The following is a 25,399-nucleotide window of genomic DNA, read 5'->3' on the forward strand; positions in this document are numbered from 1 at the left end:
TCAGCTGTTCCACTTCAGCAGCGCCGGGTGCTCGCGCTCGAAGCCCAGCACCGACACCGTCGACGTGTCGAGCTTGAAGAACCGGCCCGCGTCGGCCGGCTGCCCGGCCCAGCGCGCGGTCAGCACGCGCAGCGAGTGGCCGTGGGCGAAGACGAGGGTGCGGTCGTGCTCACGCGCCCGCGCCACCACGCGGTCCAGGCGGGCGGACACCTCGTCGAGGGTCTCGCCTCCCGGCACGGGGTGCGTCCAGATCGTCCAGCCGGGCACGTCCTCGCGGATCTCCGCGGTGGTCACACCCTCGTAGTCTCCGTAGCCCCACTCGACGAGGTCGTCGTCGACCGCAGCGTCCGGGAAGCCGGCTAGGTCCGCCGTACGACGCGCGCGCTGCCGCGGGCTCGTCAGGACGAGGTCGAACTCCACCTCGGCCAGCCGGGACGCCAACGCCGTCGCGCCCTCCTCGCCGGTCTCGGTGAGCGGCAGGTCGGTCACCGAGGTGTGCCGACCGTCGCGGCTCCACTCCGTCTCACCGTGCCGCACCACCCAGAGCTCGGGGCCATCGGACGTCGCGCCGCCGGAGGTCATGTCCGCGAGTCTGCCACGGGCGCCGGGCGGGGCTGCCACGATGCTCGGCATGACGACCGCCGACCTCCGCCGGGCGCGACGGGCGATCGCCGCGGCGTTCGCCGTGCAGGGCCTGGTCTTCATCAGCCTGACCACGCGGCTGCCCCGCTTCCAGGACCGCTGGGACCTCGGCGAGCTCGCGCTCTCGGGCGTCCTGCTGATGATGGTGCTCCTCGCCGGGGCCGGGTCGCTCGTCGCCGAGCGCCTCGCCCCACGCCTCGACAGTGCCGTGGTCCTCCGCGCCGGGCTGCTGGTCGTCGCGGTGTCGGTCGCGGTGACCGTCCTCGCCCCCACCCGACCGGTCTTCGTCGTCGGCCTCGCGGCGTACGGCGTGGGGCTCGGGCTCGTCGACGCCACCGGCAACATGCAGGCGGTGGCCCTCGAGCACCGGTGGGGCCGGGTCGTGCTGCCGTCGTGCCACGGGGCGTGGACGATGGGCGGCATCGTCGGAGCGGTCGTCACGCTGCTCACCGGCGACGTCCCGTGGTCCGCGGTCGCGCTGGTCGCCGTGCTCCCGCTCGCGGCCTCGACGGCGCCGTACCTCCGCCGCGACCACGGCGGTCCGGCGACCACCACGGAGACGGACGTGCCGTGGCGGGCGATCGTGATGGTCGGGCTGGCGCTCGTCGCCTTCTACACCGTCGACACCGCGGCGGCGACCTGGGGACCGGTCTACCTCGACGACGTCTTCGACGCCCCCGAGGACCTCGTGGCCCTGGCCACGCTCCCCTACCTCGTGGCGAGCGGCGTGGTGCGTCTCGCCGGCGACCGCCTGACCGAGCAGGTCGGCGCGGTGCGCCTGGTGCGGACCGGGGCGGCGATCGCCCTCGGCGCGCTCACCGTCGTGGTCGCCGCGCCGTCGTGGCCGGTGGCGGTGCTCGGCTTCACCCTCCTCGGCTGCGGGGTGGCCGTGGTGGCGCCGCTCAGCTTCTCGGCCGCCGCGGCGCTGGCGGGCCGGGACGCCGACCCGGCGACGCGGCGCGCCCGGGTCGACGCCGTCGTGGCGCGCTTCAACCAGTTCAACTACGCCGGTGCGCTGCTCGGCGCCGTCATGACGGGCGCTGTCGGCTCCGGCTCGCTGCGGATCGGCTTCGCCGTGCCGCTCGTGCTCGTGGTGGCGCTGTTCTGGCTGGCGAACGCGTTCGCGCCGGCGGACGAGGTGCCCGCCGGCGCGCGCTAGGTGTTCTCGGCCGAGGGGGCTCAGACGCCGCCGCCACCGGCCTTGCGTCGGTGCATCGGCTTGGCGACGTTCTTGTCGTTGACCTCGGAGCCGTGCGCCTTCTCCCGCGAGCCCGCACTGTCGTCCGGGTGGTGGTGGCCCTTCTTGCGATCGAGGGCCTCGCGCATCTTGGCCTTGATGTCGGCGTTGGGGTCCTGATCGGCCATGAGGTCCTCCTGGATCGATGAACGGTCGGAACCCCCACCCTGCCAATTCCGGCAAGCCGGGTCGAGCGGTTAACCCTTGCGCAGCACGTCGATCCGCGCGCCGAGCTTGCCCATCGTCCGGTAGACCTGCCAGCGGCAGTCGCCCAGCATCACGTCGTACGCCGCGTCCCCGAACTCGGAGCGGTAGCGCCCGGGCTCGCGCAGCAGCCGCGCCAGGCGCAGGAGCGCGCGCCCGCCGCTGCCGTCCTGCTCCTGCGACCACTCGCCCCACTCGGTGGACAGGTCGATGCTGTCGACCACGTGCAGTCCCGACCGGGCGATCGCGTCGTCGATCACCCGCGGGTCGGCGGAGGCGGGCACCACGCCCATGACGTCGAAGAGCGCGTCGGCCTCCTCGTCACCGAGCAGGTCGGTCGCGACGGCCTGGAACGCCACGACGTGGCCCCCCGGCCGCAGCACGCGGGCGAACTCCGCGAAGGCGTCGTCGGGATGCTCGACGTGGACCATCACGTCGCGACACCACACCAGGTCGAGCGTGGCGTCGGCCACCGGCAGGTGCGTGGCCGTGCCGCGCTCGAACGAGAGCCGGGAGGAGATGTCGGGGACGAGGTCGCGACGGGCCGCACGGGCGAGGTCGAGGTGGCGCTGCACCGGGTCGATGCCCAGCACGCGGAAGCCGAAGTGGGTCGCGAGCCGGACGGCGTGGGTGCCCTCACCGCAGCCGACGTCGACGACGCGGCTGTCCGGGCGCAGGTCGAGCTCGCGCACCACCTGAAGCAGCACCGACGGGTCCCGCGGTGCGAGGCTCTCGTCGAGGCGCGCCGAGAAGGCGGCCTCCAGCCGCGGGTAGGTGTCGTAGAAGAACGTGCGATCCCAGGCCACGGACCGAGTCTGACGCCACCCAGTAGGGTCACCCGCATGGCTCGCCGCGTGTTCCTCCACGTCGGCACGGCGAAGTCGGGGACCTCCTTCCTGCAGGACCTGTGGTGGCGGCACCGCGACGAGCTGCGCGGCCGCGGGCTGCTGCTGCCCGGCGTGCGCCGCGACCACTTCGCCGCAGCCGCCGTCGTCAAGGGCATGACCGCCGTCGTCGAGACCCTCGTCGACCGCGAGCGCGACGCCTGGCAGCGGCTCGTCGAGGAGGCGCGGCACTGGCCGGGCGACGTGCTGCTCACCAACGAGCACTTCGCCGACTCCCCTGCCGAGGCGGCGAGGGCCGCGCTCGACGACCTCGCGGACGTCGCGGACGAGGTGCACGTGGTCGTCACCGCCCGCGACCTCGGACGGGTGCTGCCCTCGGCGTGGCAGCAGCGGGTCAAGATGGGCGCCCGACAGGCCTACCGCCGCTTCCTCGCGACCGTCCGCCGCGACGAGGACCACCAGAAGTTCTGGCGCTACCAGGACGTGCCCGCGATCCTCGAGCTCTGGTCCACCGGCCTCCCCGACGAGCGCGCGCACCTCGTCGTCGTACCTCGGCCCGGCGCGCCGCGCGAGGAGCTGTGGTTGCGGACCGCCTCGGTCCTCGGCGTCGACGTGGCCGGCCTCGACACCGAGGCCGAGCGCCCCAACGACTCCCTCGGCCTGGTCGAGGCGGAGCTCCTGCGACGGATCAACGAACGGGTGCCGCGGTCCGAGCGGTCCCCCGCGCTCGCCCGCCACGTGAAGGGGACGTTCGTCCCCGAGGCGCTCGTCGGCTCCGCGACCCGTGAGTCGTTCGTCCTGCCCGCCCGGCACCATGCCTGGGTGCACGAGCGCGCGGCGGCGATCGTCGCCGACCTCCGCGCCAGCTCGTACGACGTCGTGGGCGACCTCGACGACCTGCTGCCGGCGCCGCCACGCGACGGCCGCACTCCCGACGACGCGACCGACGAGGAGCTGCTCGCCGCCGCCCGGGCGGTCCTGCCGCGCCTCGGCACCGACTCCGAGCCGGCGTCGCTCGAGGAGGCCGTCGGCCTGATCGCCGACGACCTGCTCGGCCGCGTGTCACCGTCACCCGGCCGAGCGATGTCTCAGCCACCTGCCGAGGCTCCCGGAGGTGGCTCAGGCACCGCCCTCGGGCGTGTCCTGCGACGGCTCACCGAGCAGCGGTGAGCCACGGGGGTTCCGGCCACCCGGAATCCCCCTCAGGCACCGCCCGGCGCGCGGCTCAGCGCGGGACGAGCGCCCAGCAGTCGAGGTCGAGCAGGACCCCGTCGGCGTACGACCCGTCGTCGCCACGCAGCGTCATCGACTCGTCGCGGCCCCGGGTGGCGACCAGCCGCAGGCGCAGTGCCCCGACGCCCGGTGCGTCGAGGACCGCGGTGTCGAGCACCTCGGACCAGGCGTGGACGGTGTCCCCGGCGAACGCCGGCGCGACGTGGGCGCCGGCGTTGATCGCGGCGAGGAGCTGGGCGTTGGCCAGGCCGTTGAAGGACAGCGCCCGCGCCAGCGAGATGACGTGGCCGCCGTAGACGAGCCGCCGGCCGTCGGGGCGTGCGTCGGTGTTGAAGTGCACCTTGGCGGTGTTCTGCCACAGCCGGGTGGCCATCATGTGCTCGGCGTCGGTGAGCGTCACGCCGTCGACGTGGTCGATGCGCTCCCCCACCTCGTAGTCGCCGAGCCGGTGCGGCTCCCCGGCAGCCACCACGTCGTACGACGAGAAGTCGAGGCCGGCGGGCACCACGAGGTCCTCCGGCGCGACGGCGCCCGCGAGCGACGGCACGACGGTCTCGGGGGCCGGCGAGTCCGCCGACCGCTTGTGCACCATCACCCAGCGGGCCCAGTCGATCGCGACCTCACCGCGCTGGTTGGTGGCGGTCGAGCGCACCCAGACCACCCCGGTGCGGCCGTTGGAGTTCTGCTTGAGTCCGATGACCTCCGAGCGGGTGCGGAGGGTGTCACCCGGCACGACCGGCACGTGGAAGCGGCACTCCGCGTAGCCGAGGTTGGCCACGGCGTTGATCGACACGTCGGGCACCGTCTTGCCGAACGCGACGTGGAAGCCGACCAGCTCCTCGACCGGGTGGGCGGGCAGCCCGACGGACGCGGCGAACTCCGCCGACGACGGGACCGCGAACCGAGTCGGGTAGATGGCGCCGTAGACCGCCCGGTCACCCTCGGTGACCGTGCGCGGGGTGGCGTGCTCGATGACCTGCCCGACGGAGAAGTCCTCGAAGAAGTTGCCCGGGTTCGTCTTGGCGGCGGAGGTCATGGCCGCCATCGTGCCGCAGGGCACGTCCCCGCGGGCCCGCCGCCGGGCGTGGGATGCGTCACCCGTGGGCGGCGAGCCGGGCCGCCTCCTCGAGCGGCAGGGCGACCCACTGGCCGGTGAGGAGGCGGATCGGGCGACCCATCAGATCGGACCCCCGTCGACCTCGACGCAGCTCCCCCCGCGTGCGGAGCTGGCCTCGATCGCGGCGAGCACGCGCTGGACGGCGAGCCCGTCCTCGAACGACGGGGTCGGCTCCCGACCGGCGGCGAGGGCCGCGAGGAAGTCGGCGGCCTGGTTGGTGAACGTGGCGTCCCAGCCGAGGACGTGGCCGGGCGGCCACCAGCCGTCGATGTAGGGGTCGTGCTGCTCGGTGACGAGCTGCCGGCTGAAGCTGTCGGCGCCGTCGAGGCAGACGTCGAGGTGGTTCAGCGACTCGAGGTCGAAGCGCAGCGCGCCGTTGCTGCCGTAGACCTCGATGCCGAGCGCGTTCTTGCGGGCGGTCGCCATGCGGGTGACCTCCAGGCTGACCACGGCACCGGCGTCGGTGCGCAGGGTGCCCCACGCGGCGTCGTCGACGGTGACCTCCTCGGGCCCGTCGGCACCGGTGCGCTCCGGGACGAAGGTATGGGTGATCGCGTTGACGGCCGCGACCTCCTGGCCGAGCAGGAAGCGCACCTGGTCGACGGCGTGGGAGGCCAGGTCGCCCAGCGCGCCGGAACCGGCCAGCTCGCGGCGCAGCCGCCAGGTCATCGGGGCAGCGTCGTCGGCGAGCCAGTCCTGCAGGTAGGAGACGCGCACCTGCCGCACGTCACCGAGACGACCCTCGGCGATGTGCCGCTGGGCCAGGGCCAGCGCGGGCACGCGCCGGTAGTTGAAGCCGACCATCGAGTGCACGCCGCGCTCGCGAGCGGCCTTCGCGGTGGCGACCATCTTCTCCGCCTCGGCCATGGTGTTGGCGAGGGGCTTCTCGGCGATGACGTGCTTGCCGGCCTCGAGGGCGGCGATCGCCACCTCGGCGTGCAGGTGCCCGGGGACGCACACGTCGACGATGTCGATGTCGTCGCGGTCCAGGACCTCGCGCCAGTCGGTGGCCGACTCGGCCCAGCCGTACTGGCCGGCGGCAGCGGCCACGGCGTCCGCGTCACGACCGACCAGCACCTGCTGGCGTACGCCGGGAGCGCCGGGGCGCAGGGCCGCGACGTTGCGCCACGCGTGGGAGTGCGCCTTGCCCATGAAGGCGTATCCGATGACGGCGACTCCCGGGGACCCGGCGGCGCCCGATGCGCTGGGTGTGCTGGTCACGTGCTTTCTCCTGACTTGCGGGGAACGGTCGCTCAGGCGAGGGACCGGAGGAAGGACAGGCCGTCTCGGGCGAGCTCGTCCTGGGTGGGTGCCAGCGGACGCCAGATGGAGGCGGCCGTGGCGATGGAGGCGTTGTCGGCGGTGAAGCTCTCGATGACGAGGGGGCCGTCGTAGCCGACGTCGTCGAGGGCGGACACCAGGGCCTCCCAGTCTGTCTGGTCGCCGCCGGGCGCGCCACGGTCGCTGCCGCAGACCTGGACGTGCACCAGGTGCCGGCCCGCGGCGCGGACCGCGTCCGCGCTGGACCGCTCCTCGATGTTCAGGTGGTAGCTGTCCAGGGCCAGGCCGAGTCCCTCGCCGAGCAACGGCTCGAGGGCGGTGAGGGCCTGGTCGACGGTGTTCACCAGGGAGGTCTCGTAGCGGTTGAGCGGCTCGATCCCGAGCCGGACGCCCTGCGCGACCGCGTGGTCGACCACCGGTGCGAGGTGCGTGCGGAGGTCGTCGTACGCCGTCTGCCGCTGGTCGGCGTCCATCCGCCAGACGCGGCCGGTCGAGGCGTAGAACGGGCCGCACACCGATCGCGCGCCGATGCCGGCGGCGAAGTCGATGCAGGCGCGTAGGTAGTCCTGGGTGTCGGCGACGCAGGCTGCGTCGACGAGGTCGCGCCCCGGTGCCATGGCTCCCACGACGCACGGCGTCAGGCCGGTCTCGGCGAGCACCTCGGACACGACGGGGACGGTGAGGTCGCCGGCGTTCTCCAGCGGCAGCTCGACGGCGTCGAAGCCCATGTCGGCGATCCGGCGCAGCAGGTCGGCCGCGCCCGCGTCGGTGAGCGGCGAGGTCCAGACCCACGTGTTGACGCCGATCTCTCGCATGGGGTGGTCCTTCCGGGGCGGTGTGCCGTGGGGTGCGTGCTGGTTGGTGCGGGGACGGGTGTCGGTGGGCCGGGCGAGCCCGGCCCACCGACGACGGGTGGATCAGATCATGCGGCGATCCGGATCAGGGCCGGATCAGGGGATCTGGCGCTCCTGCCAGACCTCGGGGTAGCCGACGAGGTCCTCGCCACCGAACTTGGCGTAGTGGCCGTCGGGCATGCCGTCGTTGGCCTCGAGGTAGTCGGCACGCTCGTCCTCGGTGATCGGGGTCTGCGGCAGGACCCACTCCTTCGGGACCTCCTCGCCGGCGAAGATCTTCTCGAGCGCGAGGAGCGGGGTGCGCCACTGGAAGTTGGAGTAGACGGGCGCCAGGCCGGTCAGCCCGGTCTCCTCCCACTTGCGCAGGAAGGTCATCTCGTCCTCACCGGTCATGACCGGGTAGTCGGCGCCGAAGTCCTCGAAGGCCTCGATGGCGGCGGCAGCGCCGTCACCGGCGTCCATCCAGACGCCCTGGACCTCGCCCTTGCCGAGCTCGTCGGTGATGATCTTCTTGATCTCGGTCGGGTCGGCGCCGGTGAAGTAGTCGACCGCCTCGATGCCGTTCTCCTCGAAGAGCTTCTCGGCAGCCGCCCAGCGCTGCTCGAGCACGTCGACGCCGGGCAGGATGCGCAGCGCGACGACCTTGTCGCCCTCCTCGAGGTTGTCGATGAGGAACTCGGCGGTGTCGATGCCCCACGCGAAGCCACCGATCGGGTGGATGAACGTGGTGGCGCAGTCGGTCTGCACGCCGCGGTCGAAGACCACGACGGGCTTGCCGGTCTCGCAGGCCCGCTCGACCGCGTCGGTCATCGCGGCGGTGGAGTTCGGCGAGATGATGAAGGCGTCGCAGTCGCCCTCGGAGATGAAGTAGTCGATGTCGGCGATCTGGGTGTTGTCGTCGTCGCCCGCGTCGCGGGTCTCCATCTCGGAGATGACACCCTTGTCCTGCATCTCCTTGAGCTGCTGGTTCATCGTGATCCAGCCGGTCTGGCGCCACGGGTTGGAGATCGAGGCGTTGGCGAAGCACGCCTTCTGGGCACCGTTGGCCTTGAAGTCGGCCGTGTCGGTCATCTCGCCGTCGATGTACTGCAGGTACGGCTTCTCGGGGTCACCCTCGAAGGTGGCCGAGCGCTGCTCGTACTGCTCGTCATAGACGGCCTGGTCGAACCATTCCTGCTCCCCCTCGGGGCTCTCCTCCGAGGCCTCCGGGGACTCGGACGTCTCCGAGCTCTCGTCGGTGCCTGACGTGGAGTCCGTCGGGTCCTCGGTGCTGCACGAGGTGGCGAACACCCCGAGCAGCAGGGCCGAGGCCACTGCCATCGGCGCGCGGTGGATCTTGTGGCGCATCAGTTTTCTCCTGTTTCAGTGCCCGGGCGGGCAGTGGTGGGTGATGGTGCAGGTGCGGCTGGGGTGGACCGAGAGGGGGGACGACGACCCAGGGACCACGCGCGTGCCGAGGCGGCGACGGCGAGGATGATGATCACGCCCTGAACCGTGTTCCTCCAGGTGGACTCGACCTCCTGGAAGTTGAGGAACGAGAAGAGCAGCTCCAGCGCGAAAGCGCCGGCGGCGGCCGAGAGCACCCAGCCGCGTCCGCCGCCCAGCACGACGCCGCCCAGCACGACGGCCGTGATGGCCTGGAACTCGTAGCCGGCGCCGACCGAGGGGTGCACTCCTGCGTAGCCGACGAGGAGGATGCCGGCGATGGTGGCCGAGAGCGCGGACAGGATGAACGCCCGGGTCTTGACCCACCAGACCTTCGCGCCGGCGAGGCCGGCGGCGTCCGGGTTGTCCCCGGTCGCGATCAGCGTGCGGCCGAACGGCGAGCGCATCAGCCAGAAGCTGCCGACCGTGACGACGACGAGGATGATGACCGAGTAGGGCAGCACGTCGAGAACGGGCACGTCCTGGACGCCGCCGCGGCCGATCTCGCGGAACGTGTCGACGGGGTTGCCGGTCGCCGCGCCGCCGGTCAGGTACTTCACCAGCCCGCCGAGGGCGAGCATGGTGCCGAGCGTGACGATGAAGCTCGGCACCCTCAGGATCGTCGTGCCGAGCCCGTTCACCACGCCGACGAGCACACCGATGACCAGCATCAGCGCGATGGCCGGGAGCACGCGTCCCTCGTCCTCGCCGATGTAGTTGCCGGCGATCACGACCTGGGTCGCGATGACGGCGCCCATCGAGAGGTCGAACTCACCGGAGACGATGACGTAGTACTGGCCCATGGCCGCGATCGCGATCGGCGCGGTGCGACCGATGAACCGGATCAGCTGCGGCGGCTCGCCGAAGGAGGGGTTGACCCAGACGACGGCGATGAAGAGGACCGCGAGCAGGATGAAGACCGCTCCGCCCGGGGTGATCGCGCCGCGGAGGATCCGCTGCGGGAGCGAGCCCTCGGTGAGCGGGAGCGTGCGGCCGGCCGCGGAGGCCTCGGGGCTCGAGGTCGCGGTGCTCATGCGGTCTCCTCCTTCGTGTTCGAGCCGGGGATGGGCAGCGAGGGCCGGTTGCCTGCGAAGCGGGGCGGACGGCGTACGACGCTGCGGCGGGCGTAGACGGCGACGGCCAGGACGATGACGAGGCCGCGGACGAAGTCCTTGAGGAACGGGTTGACCTGCATGACGCCCATGACGTTGTCGATGACCGCGAAGATCGCCACCCCGCCGATCGTGCCGACCACGCTTCCCTTGCCGCCGGCCAGCAGGGTGCCGCCGAGGACGACCGCCGCGATCGACAGCAGGTCGTAGCGCCCCTGCGAGCCGATGGTCGGCAGGCCGACACCCGTGCGGGAGAGCAGCAGGAGCCCGGCGATGCCGGCGAGCAGCGAGCACAGGACGTGCGCGGCGATGACCGGGACGGACGTGCGGACGCCCGACATGCGGGCCACGTCGCGGTTGCCGCCGATGGCGTAGATGTGGTGCCCGAGCCGCGTGTAGCGGAGCATCAGCGTGACCAGCAGGGCGGCCACGAGCAGCAGGATGAAGGCGGTCGGGATCACCGCGGCGATGCCGCTGCGCCCGAGCAGCTCCAGCGCCGGCGAGGCGTCGCCGTGGCTGCCCTGGTAGTTGGTGGCGAGGTAGCCGCTGACGATCAGGCCCACGCCGAGGCTGGCGATGAAGCCGTGCACGTCGAACACGCTGACGAGCACGCCCATCGCGAGTCCGATCAGCGCGCACAGGACCAGCGTGTTGAACACCGCGGCGGACAGGTTGGAGTCGAGGCCCTTCATGCCCCCGGCCGCGACCACCGTCGCGAGGCTCACGACGTACGGGACGGACAGGTCGAGGCTGCCGACGAGGATGACGAGGGTCTGGCCGATCGAGATCAGGCCGAGCACGCTCATCGCGGTGAGGACGGCCCAGATGTTGCCCTGGGTGAAGAAGTTCCGGCCCTCGACGGCGGTGAGCACGGCCGAGACGACGACCACGCCCAGGAGCACGAGGTAGATGAGCGCGGTCGAGCCGAGCTGCTGGCCCCCACGCGGGCGCGCGGCGCGCCGACGGCGTACGGACTCGCGGCTCTCCACGCTCGCAGCCGGGTCGGGGGTGCTCGAGGGCTCCGGCGTCCTGTCAGTGGTGGCGCTCATGCTGCTTCCTCGCTCGCTGCTCCGGTGGCCATGGCCAGCACGGCTTCCTCGCTCGCACCCGCCGGGAGCTCACCGGCGAGGGTGCCGTCGCGCATCACGAGGATCCGGTCGGACATGCCGATCACCTCGGGGAGCTCGCTGGAGACCATCAGCACGGCGACGCCCTTGCGGGTCAGCTCGCGCATCAGCTCGTAGACGCGGTGCTTGGCACCGACGTCGATGCCGCGAGTGGGCTCGTCCATGAGCACCACCAGAGGGTCGATGCTCAGCCAGCGGGCGAGCACCACCTTCTGCTGGTTGCCGCCGGACAGGAACTGCACCTCCTGGCTCAGGCTGTGGGCCGCGACGTCGAGGTTCGACAGCACCCCCGGCATGTCACGCCGCGCGGCACCGGTGCGCCGCGGGAAGACCGAGCGCACCACGCCGAGGGCGTTGTCGAGGATCGACTGGTTGAGGGCGAGGCCCTTGGCCTTGCGGTCCTCGGTGATGAAGGCGAGGCGGGCACGCACGCCCTGGCGGGGGCTGCTGACCTCGAGCGGCGAGCCGTCGAGGGCGATCGAGCCGCGGGACACGGGGTGGACGCCGAAGACGGTCTCGAGGACCTCGGTGCGTCCGGAGCCCTGCAGCCCGGCGATGCCGACGATCTCGCCGGCCCGGACCTCGAGCGACACGCCGTCGACGTAGCCGTTGCCGACGCCGGACAGCGCGAGCCGCACGTCGCCGACGGTGACGTCGACGGGCTTCTCGGGGAAGTACGTCGTCAGCGGACGGCCCACCATCAGGCGCACGAGCTCGCCCTCGGACAGCTCGGTGGCCGGCCGGGTGGCCACGTGCTGGCCGTCCTTGAGGATGGTGATCGTCGTGCAGAGCTCGAAGATCTCCTTCAGCCGGTGCGAGACGTAGACGATCGCCACGCCCCGGTCGGTGAGGCGTCGGATGATGGAGTAGAGGAGCTCGACCTCGTGGTCGGCCAACGCGGCCGTCGGCTCGTCCATCTGGATCACCTTGGCGTCGAAGCTGACGGCCTTGGCGATCTCGACGATCTGCTGCTCGGCGACCGAGAGGCTGCGGACGAGGGTCCCGGCCTTCAGGCCGGCGACACCGAGGCCGGTGAGCAGCTCCTCGGTGTCACGGCGCATGCGACCGGTGTCGACCGGTCCGAAGCGGCCGAAGCGCCGCGGCTCGCGACCGAGCCAGATGTTCTCGGCGATCGTCCGCTCGAGGAGGAGGTTGAACTCCTGGAACACGGTGGAGACGCCGGCGCGCTGGGCCTGGACCGGGTGGCTGAACGACACCTCGTCGCCACCGACGACGATCGTGCCGCTGTCGGGGGTGTAGACGCCGGCGAGCATCTTCATGAGCGTCGACTTGCCGGCGCCGTTCTCGCCGACGAGGCCGTGGACCTCACCGGCGCGCAGGGTCAGGTCCAGGCCGTCCAGCACGGTGTTGCCGAAGAAGCTCTTCGTCATCCCGGTCGCGACGAGCGCGTTCTCGACCGGGCTGTTCTGGGGTGTGATCGGAGGCACGGGCGACACTGTGGCACGCGTCACGGGCTTTTGTCGAGTACCTGTCAAAAGTGTTACATCTAGCGTGCAAAGTCATGCATGTGCTTGACTCCGGCCGTGCGAACCGGTGAGCTTTTCGATCTCCTCCGTGACGGAAGGCCCTGGACGCGAGCCCAGCTGGCCGAGGCGACGGGCCTGGCCCGATCGACGATCACGGCCCGCATCGACACCCTCATGCGCCTGGGCCTCGTGGCTCCCTTCGGCGGCGCCCGGTCCACCGGGGGTCGACCCCCGGCCCTCTTCGCCCTCAACCCCACGGCCAAGCTCGTCGTCGGCGTGGACGTGGGCGCGACCCACGCCAGCGCGGCCCTCACCGACCTCAACGGCTCGATCCTCGGCGAGGTCGACGCGCAGATCGCGGTCGCCGACGGCCCGGAGGCGGTCCTGACCTGGGTCGTGCAGTCCGTCCGCGACCTCCTGGAGGCCAGCGAGCGCCCCATCGAGGACCTCGCCGCCATCGGCATCGGCCTCCCCGGCCCCGTGGAGCACTCCACCGGACGCCCCATCAACCCGCCGATCATGCCCGGCTGGGACCGCTTCGACGTGCCTGCCTACCTGCAGGAGAAGTACCCGGTGCCGGTGCTCGTCGACAACGACGTCAACATCATGGCGCTCGGCGAGCGCCGCCGGCACCTGCGCGACGTGGACGACCTCGTCCTGATCAAGGTCGCGACCGGCATCGGCGCCGGCATCGTGTCCGGCGGCATCCTGCAGCGCGGTGCCCAGGGCACGGCCGGCGACCTCGGACACGTCCGGGTGCCCGGCGCCGACGACGTGCCGTGCCGGTGCGGCAACTCCGGGTGCCTCGAGGCCGTGGCAGCCGGACCCGCACTCGCGGCCGCCGTGCGCGCGCAGGGCGAGCAGGCCGAGAACGGCGGCGACGTGGTCGAGCTCGTGCGCTCGGGCAGCCGGGTCGCGATGGGCGTGGTGCGCCAGGCCGGGCGCGACATCGGCGAGGTCGTCGCCACCATGGTGAACCTGATCAACCCGTCGGTGGTCGTGATCGGCGGCCAGGTCGCGGGCGCCGGCGAGCACCTGCTGGCCGGGATCCGCGAGTCGGTCTACCACCGGTCGCTGCCACTGGCGACCGAGCACCTGCGCATCGTCACGTCCCGCGCCGGCGGTGAGGCGGCGGTGCTGGGAGCCTCCGCGCTCGCGATCGAGCACGTCCTCTCCCCCGACGCGGTCGAGGCCGCCAGCGAGGCTCTGGCCGCCGCCGACGCCGCGGCCGAGGCGGCCGCGGCTCGCTGAGGCGGCTCAGCGCAGCTGGTAGTCCTTGAGCAGCGACCGGCCGATGATCATCTTCTGGATGTCGGAGGTGCCCTCGCCGATGAGCATGAACTTGACCTCGCGCATCAGGCGCTCGATCTCGTACTCCTTGGAGTAGCCGTAGCCGCCGTGGATCCGGAAGGAGTCCTCGACCACCTCGTTGGCGTACTCGCTGGCGACCATCTTGGCCATCCCGGCCTCGACGTCCATCCGCTTGCCGGTGTCCTTGAGACGGGCCGCCTTGACCATCATCGTGTGCGCGACCTCGACCTTCGTGGCCATCTCCGCGAGCCGGAACAGCACGGCCTGGTGCTCGGCGATCGCCTTGCCGAAGGTCCTGCGCTGCTGGGCGTAGGCGATGGCGAGCTCGAATCCGCGCCAGGCAAGCCCGCAGGCACGGGCGGCGACGTTGACGCGGCCGACCTCGACGCCGTCCATCATCTGGACGAACCCCTTGCCGGGCTCCCCGCCGAGGACCTGCTCGGCGGCGATCTGGTGGCCCTCGAGGATGAGCTCGGTGGTCTCGACGCCCTTGTAGCCCATCTTGTCGATCTTGCCCGGCACGGTGATCCCCTGGGCGGTCTGACCGAACCCGGGCTCCTTCTCCACCAGGAAGGTCGTCATGTTCTTGTAGACGCTCTCCGCCCCTTCGTCGGTCTTGGTGAGCACCGCGACGAGGGTGGAGGTGGCGCCGTTGGTGAGCCACATCTTCTGACCGGTGATGGAGTACGACCCGTCCTCCGCCTTGGTGGCCTTCGTCGAGACGGCCGACACGTCCGAGCCCAGGCCGGGCTCGGACATCGAGAACGCGCCACGCACGTCGCCCGTGGCCATCCGCGGGAGGTACTTCTGCTTCTGCTCGTCGGTGCCGTGCTGGAGCAGCATGTAGGCCACGATGAAGTGGGTGTTGATCACCCCCGACACGCTCATCCACCCGCGCGCGATCTCCTCGACCACCAGCGCGTACGTCAACAGGCTCTCGCCCAGACCGCCGAACTCCTCCGGGATCGTGAGCCCGAAGACGCCGAGCTCCTTCAGCCCCTCGATGATCTCGGTCGGGTACTCGTCGGCGTGCTCGAGCTCCTGGGCCACCGGGATGATCTGCTCGTCCACGAACTGCCGGACGGCCTTCAGGATCTCGGACTGGTCCTCGGAGAGGCCATCGGTCTGGCAGAGGCGGGGCATGTGGGGGCTCCTGGGCGCTGGCGGCTGGATCGCTCGGAGTCTAGTTATCGACCGTTCACCCTGGGCAGGGTCGCGGGCCGAGACGGTCGTCACACCGCCGAGCGGCGTGGCCCGCGTGAGAGACTGCCGTGCATGCGAGCCACCCGTGCGATCGGACCAGCCCTCGGAGCCTCCCTCGTCCTGCTCCTCGCAGCGTGCGGGGAGGACACCCCCGACACCGGCGTCGACCCGTCGTCGGAGAGCTCGCCCTCGGACGCGTCGACCGAGACGCCCAGCGAGACCCCCAGCGCCACCCCCAGCGCCGCGCCGGTGGAGCCCGTCGACTTCGGCACGGAGCCCGCGGTGGCCCCCAAGTACAAGAAGGCGGCTCTGCGCGCGACGAGCGACGACCTCATCACCATGGTCCCCTCGACGCTGCCCGAGGGCTGGACGACGGTGGGTGGCGGCTACCAGCCCGAACCGCAGTGGTGGCGGATGGAGTTCACCGCACCTACCGGCGACGTGGTCCTCGACCAGCTCCCCGGCACGAGTGACGAGGCCCTGGCCGACCAGCCCGACCTGGTCGCGGCCGACGACGTCGACCTGTCGGACTGGGGCACCGGCACCTGGTCCGCGTGGGACCACGAGGGCGCCACGGTGCTGGCCCACGACCTGAAGGGCAGCACGGTGGTGCTCCAGGGACCCGACCTGGAGACCGTCCGCGGCCTCGCCGAGTCGATCCTGCCCGCCGACCAGGCCGGCGAGCAGGAGGGCTGACCTCGGGTCAGTCGTTCTCCCAGGTCGCGCCGCGACCCTTGAGCCGGTCGGGCTCGACCGTCACCATCGGGCCGACCCCGACGCGGCGGCCGTTGACCGTCTTCCAGGACGAGTACGTCGTGGTGTAGGCGTCGCGGCTGTAGGGCTTCTGCCACATGAGGTTGAAGTTCTTCATGTAGTCCCGCACGTTGCCGCGTCCGTGCATGCTGAACAGGATCTCGTCCTGCGGGGTGCCGAGGCTGGACCAGTTGGTCGAGCCGGTCCACACCATGTGGCTGTCGACGTTGCCCTTGTAGGAGCCCTTCAGCACGAAGTACTTGTGGTGCGTGTAGCGCTCGATGTTCTCGGGCATGTTGTCGATCTCGGGGTCACCGGTCGGCACGTCGTCGGCGAGGTTGAACCCGGTGGACCGCAGCGGCACGCGACCGCGCGCGGTCGGGGCGCCGATGTGCTGCTTGGTGTGGAAGCCCATCAGGCCGTAGTTGACCCGCAGGTTGCAGCCCTGGGCGTAGAGGTCGCGCAGCTTGTCGGCGATGTAGTTGCCGCGGCCGCCACGCATCGTGTGCATCGACAGTGCGAGCTGGGTGCGCCGCTGCGCGCCCGCCGCGTCGGTGTAGACGCACTGGACGTTGTTGAGGATGTCGAGGACCGCGTCGTTGGACGGCGTGGTGTAGCGGGGGAAGACGATGTTGTAGTACTTGTGCTGGTCGCCCGAGGGGCAGTTGAGGCCCGCCTCGCAGAACGCGTAGGTCGCACGACGCTTGTCCCAGTCGGGACGCATGTCGTTGAACAGGGCGATGTACTGGTCGTAGAGCGTCGTCTTGCCGACGGTGGTCCACAGGTCGTTCCACTGCCAGCGCACGGCGTTGAGCGTCATGTTGTACGAGCCGAGCATGACGACGTCGCGGTTCTTGCCGGTGCGGCTGAACAGGTAGAACTTGCTGTGCAGGTTGTTGTACTCGTTCTCGTCGGCACGACAGCCGGCGGTGCACCGCTTGAGGAAGTTCTTCTTCTTGGTGTTGTGGCCGAGCACGCGCTGGATGCGGACCTGCGCGCCGGGCACGAGGTGGTCGTTGAGCAGGACCCGCACCTTCACGCCACGCTTCTTGGCGCGGATCAGCTCGTCGGCGAACACCTGGCGGTCCAGGGAGTAGGCCGAGATGGTGATCTTCTCGCCCTTGGGCGTGTTGCGGATCGCGCGCAGCACGTGGCGCTCGATGACGAAGCGCTTGCTGGGGATCATCGGGTTGTTGAACTTCGCCCCGGTGGGGACCTTCCACTTCTTGTTCGGCTTGCCGGGCTTGCGCGCGGCGGGTGCCGTCAGCTTCGTCGTGGTCGCGGCGGCGGCCGGGCTCGACGTGGGCGCTGACGCGGCGGAGGCCGCACCCGAGGCGGGCGCGACCAGCGAGGCGAGCAGCCCACAGGCGGCGAAAAGGGCAACGAACTTGGAACGCACAACAACTCCTACGTGGCACCGAAGGCGGCCGGATCAGAGATTCCCCCGACGTGGCGGCACATCACCTGTGCTCGCGCGGACGTCGGCCACGATATCAGCGACGAGTCGGGACGCCGATTCGAGAAGTTCGTCGGCGGTGACGGTGTCGGGCTCGCGACCCGAGGGCCCGCCGGCGTCCGTCGTGAGCGCCGCCAGGTCCCCCAGCACGTGGAAGCCCCGGTCGACGATCACCGCGGTGGCGGCCCGGTCGAGCTCGGCGAACCGCGCACGGTACTGCTCCGGCAGACCCCCACGCTCGCGCGGCTGCCGGGCCAGCAGGTCCTCGGCGAGGTAGCCGCGGATCCACACGCCGCGCTCCTGCGCGGAGTAGGGCGGCAGGTGCTTGTTGACCAGCCGGAGCGTCTCGATCTGGACGATCCCGAGGGCGGGGTTGACCGCGTCGGTGGGAGCCTCGTAGGCGTCGGGGTCGATGCCGAGCACCTCGGCGAAGTGCCGCCAGTGCAGGTCGCGCGGCTGGCCCGCGCCGGGCATCACCAGGACGTGCACCCGGTCGGCCGGCAGGTCGGGGGTCCACCGCTCGAGGACGCCGGCCAGGTCCCAGGTGCGCATGCTGAACTCGGGCCCGCCCGCGGCCTTGCCGGACATGACGGCGTCGAGGTCGACGGTGCTGCCGTTCTTCACCGACTCCTGCCACCCGGCCGACACGACGCTCGCGGCGTCACGGGCCGTGACGACCAGGTGCACCTCGGCGTCCGGGAAGTCGGCGATCGCCCGGGACGCCTGCTCGGCGCTCGCACCGCAGAGGAACTCGTGGGTGATCAGCACGTCACCGGGCTGGGCGGACGCCTCGTCGACGAGCCGCTGCCAGGCGCCGGGGGCGTCCGCGTGACGCCGGGCGAGCCTGGGGCGCTCCTGCAGGTCCAGGGCGGCCCAGAGGTGCTCGCGGTGGCCGAACCCGGGCAGGAACACGCCCGCCGACCGCAGCCGCTCGCGGTTGGCCCAGACGACCTGCTGGAGGTACGTCGTACCGGTCTTGGGCAGCCCCACGTGCAGGAAGACGCGGCGCGGGCCGCCGCGGTCGGGTGAGCCAGGGCTCAAGAGAAGTCCCCGCGGTACTTCCCGAGCAGCTCCTCCAGCTTCTCCTCGTCGCGCGCGGCCACGGGCAGCAGCAGCTCGGTCACGACGTCGGTGAGCTCGGCGAGCCGCACGTTGAGGGCGCGGTTCTCCTGGACCGCCTCCTCGAGCGCGGCGACGCGCTTCTCGAGGTTGGCGTCGACCTCGGGGCCGGAGCGGTGCCCCTTCCGATTGCCCAGTCCGAACATGTCTGCTCCCACCTCACGCGTTCCAGTCGATGATCATGCGGCACACCTGCGAGCTCCCGGGGGCGTCCGAGACGTGCTCGCGGACCTGCTCGAGGACCCGGCCGCCCGACTCCTCGACCTCGGCCGCGACGACCGCCGGGTCGAGGGGCTTGCGGGCACCGGTGCGGCGAGCGTAGCCGTCACGTCCCTTCTCGCTGAGGAACTGCAGGTGCAGGGTGCCGGTCGTCCCGGCCAGGACCATGCGGGCCGACCGCAGCATGTTGAGCCGGCCGCGGCGCCCCAGGCGCTCGATGACGTGGACGCAGCCGACGGCGCGCGGGCCGGGCATGCGGGCGATCCAGGCGGGGACGGCGAGGACGTGGCGAAGCTCGAGGAGGTTGAAGAGCTGGAACGTCACGCGCGGGTCGTCGGCGCGGCGCTCCGCCTCCTCGTCGTAGGCGAAGGGCTGGAAGTCGAGACCGATCGCGGTGACACCGCGGTCGGCGAACCACGCGACGTCGGTGCCGCGCCCGCAGCCGATGTCGACGTACGTCGCAAGGTCCGGGTGGCGCTCGGCGACCGCCTCGGCGACGGCGGAGACCGACGCGGAGTGGTGCGCGGTGCGCTTGTGGTAGGCGTGCCACCCGGCGCGGCCGGTGCGCATCCCGCGGAACCAGCCGTTGAAGAGCTCGATGGTGCTCGCGGGGGTGGTGAACTTGTACGCCGGGTCGGGCACGCGCCAGTGGGGGCCGTAGGTGGCGGTGAGGAACCTGTCGGTGTCGGCGGGGACCGGGAACTCCCGGCCCTCCAGCGACGCCGTCCCGAGCGGGTAGACCCACTCGCGCTCGAAGGGCACGGCGATCTCGCCCATGAGGTAGAGGGTGCCGTCGCGCATGAAGCCGCCGAACACGTCGAGCCCGCGGTCGAGGCCGTCGCTCTCGAGGACGTGGACCTTCAGCGCGATGGCGCTGTAGCGCGTGACGCGGTAACCCATGTCGGTGAGCGCGCGCTGGATGCGGAAGGACTCCCGGATGACGTCGACCGGGTGGTCGTGGGTGCTGACGTAGCCGAGGTCGGCGTCACTGTCGTGGCCGATGAGGCCGCCGTCGCGGATGGCGCCGAGGGCGGTGCCGTAGGCCAGGAAGGCGTCGAGCCCGACCTGCCGCAACGCCCCGAGCACCTCCTCGATCGCGTCGAGCAGCGGCTCGACCTGCGCGGCGTCGCGCGTGTCGAAGGTCTCGACGAGCTTGAGGGACTTGTCGAGGCTCAGCGGGCGGCCGGCGGGGTTGACCACCTCGATCCGGTCCGGACGCGCCCCGAACTGCACCGTGCTCGAGAACAGCACCGTGTCGGTGCCGGGGTCGCTCAGCGTCACCTCGGTGACGCCGTCGAGGAAGGGGCGCAGCGGCTTCGGCCAGGTGAGCGTGATGCCGTCGTCGCCCTGCTCGCCGTCACGCAGCAGCCAGAAGGACCAGATGCGGCGGCCGTCGAAGGCCACGTCGACGAGCTGTTCGTGGGTCCCGGCGACCAGCAGCCCCGCGGCGTCGATCCGGAGGACCTCCAGCGCGGCGGTACGCCTCATCTGGCTCAGGGACCTCACGCGGCGGACTATACCCAGCGGCAGGCGCGGGGCTTCAGCGCCTACTCGCCGTCGCCCTCGCCGTCGCCCTCGGTGTCGGTGTCGGTGTCGGGCAGGAGCGCGGTCTCGCCGTCGTCGCCGGTGAGCGTCGCCGTGGCGTGCACCATGCTGTGGTCGGAGGCCTGGCCCGTGCCGGTGACGGCGTAGCCGGTGAAGGCGACGCCCGTGGAGCCGAAGACCCAGTCGACCTGCATGCTCGGGGGCGGGGCGCAGCCGCCGGCCGAGCTGCCGCCCGCAGCAGCGGTGAAGACGCCGCCGGCGGTGAAGCGGCAGAAGATCTCGGCGCGCTCGTTGTAGTCACCGGTCGCGATCACCGGTACGCCCTCGGCCTGGTGCAGCTCGGTGAGGTGGGCGACCTCGATGGCGGCCGCCTCGGCCCGCCAGCGCGCGTTGTTGCCGAGGTTGGGCGTGTCGGCGGGGTTGTGGAAGTTGGCGAACCACGCGCGGCGACCGGTGCTGATCGACTCCAGCAGGACGACCGGCATCGCGATGCGGCTGCCACCGGCGTACGGGATGGTGAGGGTGTGGGCCTCCACCATGCGGAACACGTCGGAGCGCCACGCGATGTTGAATCGCACGGACTTGTTGCCGAGCGCCATCCCCGGGTAGAGCGAGTACTCCCCCGCGCGCGAGCTGAACATGCCGTACTGGCTCTGCTCGAACTCCTGGAACCCGACGACGTCGATGCCGTTGTTGCGGAGCGCGGCGATGGACATGTCCATGCGCGGGCCCGCGTCGGGGTAGCCGGGCTTGTTGCCCCCCGGCCCCGTGTGCGAGTCGCCGAGGACGTTGTAGGACGCGACCTGGAACTCGAACGGCTCGATGCGTCGCTCGACCACCTTGACCTGCCGGGAGACCCGGGCGGCCAGCCGGCGCTGGGCGGCCCGGAAGCGGCGCACGGACTCCTCGAGCTGCTCGGGCTCCGCGTGCTCGGGCTCGGCCCCGGCCGATCGCGACCGGTCCCCCGCACCGCCGTCGTCGCCGCCCGACCTGTCGGGCTCGCCCGAAGCGTCCGAGGCAGGGGTGGCCTGCGAGGCGTCCGACCGGTCGCTGGCGACCTCGTCCACCGCAGAGTCCGACCAGAAGGACGCCCACACGACGGCCGCGACGACCGCTAGCACGAGGAACGGAGCCCACAGCTCGACGCGCGAGCGGCGCGGGGCGCCCGCGCTGCTCGTCGTCTCGGGGTCCTTGTGCTTCACGGCCACCTTCTGCGGAGGGCGAGCCGACGGCCCCGGCGGACGACTCCACGCCGGGCGTGGACGGCTCAGAGCCGCAAGCCTAACCGGGCGCCGTCGCCCGGCACCAACCGTCGCGCGTCAGGACCCGGGCACCAGCAGCGGGTCGAAGACCTGGAACCGCTGCTCCGGGTCCATCGAGGATGCCGGCACCGGCGGGACGCCCAGCAAGCGCGTCACCAGGTTGGTCAGGTCACCGACCCGGATGGGCTGGGAGCCGGAGTAGCTCGGCTGCTGCGTGCCGGGCGAGGTGAAGGACGGGTTGAGGCCGTAGAGGTCGCTGCCGGCCGGGACGCCCGGACCGGTCACCCACATCGGCACCTTGTAGCTCTGTGCCCAGGTGCGCGACGAGCCGCGGGACTTCTGAGCGCCGCCGGTGCCGGTGACGATCAGCAGCGTGGTGCCGTTCATCGCGGGCGACTTGGCGATGCTGCGGCGGATGCCGGCCACCTTCTGGAACGCCTTGCGGACCGCCTTCTGGTAGGCCGGGCCCTTGAAGCCGTCGTCCTCGCCCGCCTTCAGCACGCCCGAGAGCTCGATGACGCTCAGCTCGGCGGGCTTGCGCTCGATGGTGTCGCGCCACCAGCCGACGCTCCTCGAGTCGTCGCGCATGATCTTGAACCGGTCGATCTTGGCGGTGCCGTCGTCGACGCCGTACGGGTCCTTGCCGCCCTCCTTGCGGTTCCAGCTGCGGAGGACGAGCTGGGTCTCCTTGCGGCTCGAGGCGAACATCGTCCGCGCCGAGTTGTTGTGCGCGAGGTCGAAGAGGCTGGAGACGTACTGGCCGGCCGAGTCGTGGACCGTGGACGGGAGCGTCTTCTTGGAGCCGACGCCGTGGCCTCCACCCTTGGGGAACACCCGCCGTCCGCTGAGCAGCGAGATCAGGTTGGCGTCGGCCTGCGTGCTCTCCGTGACCGTCCGCGCGTTCGTCGTCGACGTGCCGTTGGTGGCCATGCGGGTGGCCTCACCCGGCGCGCTCGAGCCGCCGGCGATCGCCGAGGTCAGGCCGGGGACGGCGACCACCACGACGTGGTCGACGCCGACCGGCGCGGAGGCCGGGACGACGACGTTGGCGGTGTAGAGCGGGTGGTCGCTGGTCTTGGAGACGAAGTCGTTCCAGACCCGCGTATAGCTGTTGAAGAAGGCGTCCTTGGTGCCCATGATCCAGTCGATCGCGCCGCCGCCGGGCGGGGAGCACGTGCTGCCGTCGACGTAGCCACCGCTCGCCGACCACATGTCGGCGCCGGGAGCGACCTTGCAGTAGTAGCTGCCGCGCTCGTTCTTGTCGCCCAGCGAGATGAAGGGCGCGTCGGGGTAGGCCGCCCGCAGCTCGTTGGCGAGGGCCACCTCCATCGCGAAGCCGGCGTCGCGGTAGCCCTGCGCCGGACCGCGGACGTCGGCGGGGTTGTGCGTGTTGAAGAACCAGACGCGGCGGCCGGTCTCGACGTTCTGCAGGAGCACGGCGGGCATCCGGCTCGGAACGCCGTCGAAGTAGGGGATCGGCAGGGTGCGCGCCTCGAGGAGCGTCCAGACGTCGGTGCGCCACCCGATCGAGTTGACCGACGGGCCGGCCGGGTTGTTGAGGCCCGGGTAGGTCTGCCACGACGCGCCCGTCAGCTCCGCGAAGCGCGTCGCCTGCGGCGGCTGGAACTCCTGGAAGCCGACGACGTCGAGGGTGTGCTCCTGCAGCAGGCTGACGACGCGGTCCGTGCGCACGGTGCCCGACTCCCAGCCCTTCCGGTTGCCGCCGGGAGCGGTGTGGTCGGCGCCGAGGACGTTGAAGCTGGCCACCCGGAAGCCGGTGGCCGGGGTCGTCTGGGGGACGGTCATGGACCGGGCGGCGACGGGCGCCGCGACCGGCTCGGCCGCGGCGGGAGCGAGGCCTGCGTCGGGCGCGGCCGGGGCCACGAGCAGGGCCGTGGCGAGCGTCAGGCCGACGGCACAGAGGCGTCGGACGGAGGACGGGCGCGGGGAAGCAGTCGTGCCGGGCATGGAGGGGGCCTCACAGATGTCGGGGAAGTGGCGTCGTCGAGGTGACCCGACCGTGACCACTCCCCACACGTCGACGACGTGTCGGCCCGGGTCCGATCGATGTGACAGAAGTGACTCGTGCGACAGTAGGGTACACCACCCCTTCGGCGCGGAGGCGGTTCGCGGAGGACGGGGCACGCTAACGTTGCGGCCGTGAGCAACACCCCGACCCGCGTCTTCGTGGCCCGGCTCGTCGGGCTGCCGATCTTCGACCCCCAGGGCGACCAGGTGGCCAAGGTGCGCGACCTCGTCGTCGCGCTCCGCACGGAGACGAGCCAGCCGCGCGTCCTCGGCATGGTCGCCGAGGTGTTCGGGCGACGCCGGATCTTCGTGCCGATGACGCGGATCACCGCCATCGACAGCGGTCAGGTCCACACGACCGGGCTGCTCAACATGCGCCGGTTCGAGCAGCGCTCGACCGAGACGCTCGTGATGGGCCAGATGCTCGACCGCACCGTGACGATCCGCGAGTCCGGCGTGACCGGCGCGGTCTACGACGTGGCGATGGAGCAGGCCCGCAACCGAGACTGGGTGCTCTCGCGCGTCGCGGTGCAGGAGCCGAGCAAGGGCTTCCGGCGGCGGGGCCAGACCCACGTCGTGGAGTGGCGCGACGTCACCGGCCTGACCACGCAGGAGCCCACGCAGGGCGCCACCCACCTCATCGCAGCGCTCAACGACATGCGCCCGGCCGACGCGGCCAACATGATCCACGACCTCCCGCCGGAGCGGCGCGCGGCCGTCGTGGCCGCTCTCGGCGACGAGCGGCTCGCCGACGTGCTGGAGGAGCTGCCGGAGGAGGACCAGGTCGAGATCCTCGAGCACCTGGACTCCGAGCGCGCTGCCGACATCCTCGAGGAGATGTCGGCCGACGACGCCGCCGACCTGATCGCCGACCTCAACCCGGAGACCGCCGCGACCCTGCTCGGGTTGATGGAGCCGGAGGAGGCCGAGGACGTGCGGCGCCTCATGTCGTACGCCGACGACACGGCCGGCGCGATGATGACGCCCGAGCCGGTGATCCTCTCCCCCGACGCCACCATCGCCGACGCGCTCGCACACGTCCGCAACCCCGAGCTGACGCCCGCCCTCGCCGCCCTGGTCTACGTCTGCCGCCAGCCGCTCGAGACCCCGACCGGCAAGCTCCTCGGCGCGGCGCACATCCAGCGGCTGCTGCGCGAGCCACCGTCGACGCTGGTCGCTGCCGCGCTCGACGACTCGATGGACCCCTTGCGCCCCGACGCCTCCCTGGACCAGGTCGCCGCCCACCTGGCGACGTACAACCTGGTCGCGGCACCCGTGGTGGACGACGAGGGACGCCTGATCGGCGCGGTCACCGTCGACGACCTCCTCGACCACATGCTGCCCGAGGGCTGGCGCGACCGCGCTCCGCGGCCCGGCCGGATCAACGGCGGACCCAGCGCTGGGAGGGCCGGGTGAGCTCCGACCGTCGGACCCGCCTCGACACTCCGCGGGACACGCGACGCCAGATCGTGCGACGCCCGAGCGTGGACGCCGACGCGTTCGGCGTGTTCGCGGAGTCGTTCGCCCGCTACATGGGCACCGCGAAGTTCCTGCTCTGGATGACGATGTTCGTCGCCGCCTGGATCTGCTGGAACGTCCTGGCGCCGGCGGACCTGCGCTTCGACGAGTTCCCGTTCATCTTCCTGACGCTCATGCTCAGCCTCCAGGCGTCGTACGCCGCCCCGCTGATCCTGCTCGCCCAGAACCGCCAGGAGCAGCGCGACAAGGTGATCGCCGAGCAGGACCGCCAGGCCAACGCCCGCGCCCACGCCGACATGGAGTTCCTCGCCCGCGAGGTCGCCTCGCTGCGCATGTCGGTCGGCGAGGTCGCCACCCGCGACTTCCTCCGCTCGGAGCTCCGCGGCCTGCTGGGCGACATCGAGGATCTGGCGCGCCGCGAGCCGGAGGACGAGCCGGGACCGTGAGCCCACGGGGTGGC

Annotated in this window: 23 protein-coding genes; 6 read left to right on the top strand and 17 right to left on the bottom strand. The window is 71.7% G+C overall.

Annotation, left to right across the window (positions count from 1 at the left end; genetic code table 11):
• Complete coding sequence (locus ACFQW6_RS18290; protein ID WP_378548666.1) at positions 1 to 582, bottom strand: histidine phosphatase family protein; 582 nt, start codon at positions 580 to 582, stop codon at positions 1 to 3.
• A gap of 49 nt (positions 583 to 631) precedes the next feature.
• On the opposite strand from ACFQW6_RS18290, the gene ACFQW6_RS18295 reads away from it, so the two are divergent.
• Positions 632 to 1,801 (top strand): MFS transporter, encoded by a 1,170-nt coding sequence (locus ACFQW6_RS18295; RefSeq protein ID WP_378548669.1) that lies wholly within the window; start codon positions 632 to 634, stop codon positions 1,799 to 1,801.
• 20 nt (positions 1,802 to 1,821) lie between these two features.
• Here the strand turns inward: ACFQW6_RS18295 and ACFQW6_RS18300 are convergent, their stop codons facing one another.
• Both ACFQW6_RS18300 and ACFQW6_RS18305 read right to left on the bottom strand, forming a co-directional pair.
• On the bottom strand, positions 1,822 to 2,007 hold the full coding sequence (locus ACFQW6_RS18300) for a DUF5302 domain-containing protein (RefSeq protein ID WP_378548672.1): 186 nt from the start codon (positions 2,005 to 2,007) through the stop codon (positions 1,822 to 1,824).
• Between the two features lie 69 nt (positions 2,008 to 2,076).
• On the bottom strand, positions 2,077 to 2,889 hold the full coding sequence (locus ACFQW6_RS18305; RefSeq protein ID WP_378548675.1) for a class I SAM-dependent methyltransferase: 813 nt from the start codon (positions 2,887 to 2,889) through the stop codon (positions 2,077 to 2,079).
• Positions 2,890 to 2,925: 36 nt separating this feature from the next.
• On the opposite strand from ACFQW6_RS18305, the gene ACFQW6_RS18310 reads away from it, so the two are divergent.
• Complete coding sequence (locus ACFQW6_RS18310; RefSeq protein ID WP_378548678.1) at positions 2,926 to 4,098, top strand: hypothetical protein; 1,173 nt, start codon at positions 2,926 to 2,928, stop codon at positions 4,096 to 4,098.
• A gap of 55 nt (positions 4,099 to 4,153) precedes the next feature.
• Here ACFQW6_RS18310 and ACFQW6_RS18315 read toward each other — a convergent pair whose 3' ends face one another.
• The 7 genes from ACFQW6_RS18315 to ACFQW6_RS18345 all read right to left on the bottom strand — a co-directional run bounded on the left by ACFQW6_RS18315 (position 4,154) and on the right by ACFQW6_RS18345 (position 12,525).
• Entirely contained in the window at positions 4,154 to 5,197 is a 1,044-nt protein-coding gene (locus ACFQW6_RS18315) for a MaoC family dehydratase (protein WP_378548681.1), read from the bottom strand.
• A 141-nt stretch (positions 5,198 to 5,338) separates the two neighbouring features.
• Positions 5,339 to 6,499 (bottom strand): Gfo/Idh/MocA family protein, encoded by a 1,161-nt coding sequence (locus ACFQW6_RS18320; RefSeq protein ID WP_378548684.1) that lies wholly within the window; start codon positions 6,497 to 6,499, stop codon positions 5,339 to 5,341.
• 32 nt (positions 6,500 to 6,531) lie between these two features.
• Positions 6,532 to 7,374, bottom strand: a complete 843-nt coding sequence (locus ACFQW6_RS18325; RefSeq protein WP_378548687.1) for a sugar phosphate isomerase/epimerase family protein — start codon at positions 7,372 to 7,374, stop codon at positions 6,532 to 6,534.
• 135 nt (positions 7,375 to 7,509) lie between these two features.
• Positions 7,510 to 8,760 carry a substrate-binding domain-containing protein gene (locus ACFQW6_RS18330; protein ID WP_378548690.1) on the bottom strand — a complete coding sequence of 417 codons (1,251 nt, stop codon included), beginning with the start codon at positions 8,758 to 8,760 and terminating at the stop codon, positions 7,510 to 7,512.
• The gene (locus ACFQW6_RS18335) at positions 8,760 to 9,872 is read right to left on the bottom strand and encodes an ABC transporter permease (RefSeq protein ID WP_378548693.1); all 1,113 of its coding nucleotides are present in this window, start codon (positions 9,870 to 9,872) and stop codon (positions 8,760 to 8,762) included. Before ACFQW6_RS18335 ends, ACFQW6_RS18330 begins: the two co-directional genes overlap by 1 nt.
• Entirely contained in the window at positions 9,869 to 10,999 is a 1,131-nt protein-coding gene (locus ACFQW6_RS18340; protein ID WP_378548696.1) for an ABC transporter permease, read from the bottom strand. Before ACFQW6_RS18340 ends, ACFQW6_RS18335 begins: the two co-directional genes overlap by 4 nt.
• The gene (locus ACFQW6_RS18345) at positions 10,996 to 12,525 is read right to left on the bottom strand and encodes a sugar ABC transporter ATP-binding protein (RefSeq protein ID WP_378548699.1); all 1,530 of its coding nucleotides are present in this window, start codon (positions 12,523 to 12,525) and stop codon (positions 10,996 to 10,998) included. Before ACFQW6_RS18345 ends, ACFQW6_RS18340 begins: the two co-directional genes overlap by 4 nt.
• A 96-nt stretch (positions 12,526 to 12,621) precedes the next feature.
• On the opposite strand from ACFQW6_RS18345, the gene ACFQW6_RS18350 reads away from it, so the two are divergent.
• Positions 12,622 to 13,815 (top strand): ROK family protein, encoded by a 1,194-nt coding sequence (locus ACFQW6_RS18350; protein WP_378548702.1) that lies wholly within the window; start codon positions 12,622 to 12,624, stop codon positions 13,813 to 13,815.
• 6 nt (positions 13,816 to 13,821) lie between these two features.
• Here ACFQW6_RS18350 and ACFQW6_RS18355 read toward each other — a convergent pair whose 3' ends face one another.
• Complete coding sequence (locus tag ACFQW6_RS18355; protein WP_378548705.1) at positions 13,822 to 15,018, bottom strand: acyl-CoA dehydrogenase family protein; 1,197 nt, start codon at positions 15,016 to 15,018, stop codon at positions 13,822 to 13,824.
• Between the two features lie 132 nt (positions 15,019 to 15,150).
• Here ACFQW6_RS18355 and ACFQW6_RS18360 point away from each other — a divergent pair, with 132 nt between their 5' ends.
• Complete coding sequence (locus ACFQW6_RS18360) at positions 15,151 to 15,774, top strand: hypothetical protein (protein WP_378548708.1); 624 nt, start codon at positions 15,151 to 15,153, stop codon at positions 15,772 to 15,774.
• Between the two features lie 7 nt (positions 15,775 to 15,781).
• Here ACFQW6_RS18360 and ACFQW6_RS18365 read toward each other — a convergent pair whose 3' ends face one another.
• The 6 genes from ACFQW6_RS18365 to ACFQW6_RS18390 all read right to left on the bottom strand — a co-directional run bounded on the left by ACFQW6_RS18365 (position 15,782) and on the right by ACFQW6_RS18390 (position 23,400).
• The gene (locus ACFQW6_RS18365) at positions 15,782 to 17,230 is read right to left on the bottom strand and encodes a phospholipase D-like domain-containing protein (RefSeq protein WP_378548711.1); all 1,449 of its coding nucleotides are present in this window, start codon (positions 17,228 to 17,230) and stop codon (positions 15,782 to 15,784) included.
• A gap of 33 nt (positions 17,231 to 17,263) precedes the next feature.
• On the bottom strand, positions 17,264 to 18,328 hold the full coding sequence (locus tag ACFQW6_RS18370; RefSeq protein ID WP_378548714.1) for a hypothetical protein: 1,065 nt from the start codon (positions 18,326 to 18,328) through the stop codon (positions 17,264 to 17,266).
• Positions 18,325 to 18,552, bottom strand: coding sequence for a DUF6752 domain-containing protein (locus ACFQW6_RS18375; protein WP_378548716.1), 228 nt, complete (start codon positions 18,550 to 18,552; stop codon positions 18,325 to 18,327). The genes ACFQW6_RS18370 and ACFQW6_RS18375 overlap by 4 nt, the downstream gene beginning before the upstream one ends.
• A 13-nt stretch (positions 18,553 to 18,565) precedes the next feature.
• Positions 18,566 to 20,131 carry a hypothetical protein gene (locus tag ACFQW6_RS18380; protein WP_378548719.1) on the bottom strand — a complete coding sequence of 522 codons (1,566 nt, stop codon included), beginning with the start codon at positions 20,129 to 20,131 and terminating at the stop codon, positions 18,566 to 18,568.
• A 41-nt stretch (positions 20,132 to 20,172) separates the two neighbouring features.
• Positions 20,173 to 21,372 (bottom strand): endonuclease/exonuclease/phosphatase family protein, encoded by a 1,200-nt coding sequence (locus ACFQW6_RS18385; protein ID WP_378548722.1) that lies wholly within the window; start codon positions 21,370 to 21,372, stop codon positions 20,173 to 20,175.
• Between the two features lie 117 nt (positions 21,373 to 21,489).
• The gene (locus ACFQW6_RS18390) at positions 21,490 to 23,400 is read right to left on the bottom strand and encodes an endonuclease/exonuclease/phosphatase family protein (protein WP_378548725.1); all 1,911 of its coding nucleotides are present in this window, start codon (positions 23,398 to 23,400) and stop codon (positions 21,490 to 21,492) included.
• 192 nt (positions 23,401 to 23,592) lie between these two features.
• Between ACFQW6_RS18390 and ACFQW6_RS18395 the strand changes: the two genes are divergently transcribed.
• Both ACFQW6_RS18395 and ACFQW6_RS18400 read left to right on the top strand, forming a co-directional pair.
• Positions 23,593 to 24,876: a magnesium transporter MgtE N-terminal domain-containing protein gene (locus tag ACFQW6_RS18395; protein ID WP_378548728.1), complete on the top strand. Its 1,284-nt coding sequence runs from the start codon at positions 23,593 to 23,595 to the stop codon at positions 24,874 to 24,876.
• Positions 24,873 to 25,385 carry a DUF1003 domain-containing protein gene (locus ACFQW6_RS18400; protein ID WP_378548731.1) on the top strand — a complete coding sequence of 171 codons (513 nt, stop codon included), beginning with the start codon at positions 24,873 to 24,875 and terminating at the stop codon, positions 25,383 to 25,385. The genes ACFQW6_RS18395 and ACFQW6_RS18400 overlap by 4 nt, the downstream gene beginning before the upstream one ends.
• The last annotated feature ends 14 nt before the right edge of the window (positions 25,386 to 25,399 follow it).

The organism is Nocardioides sp. GCM10028917 (genome assembly GCF_042666175.1).
In the GTDB taxonomy this organism is placed as follows: domain Bacteria; phylum Actinomycetota; class Actinomycetes; order Propionibacteriales; family Nocardioidaceae; genus Nocardioides.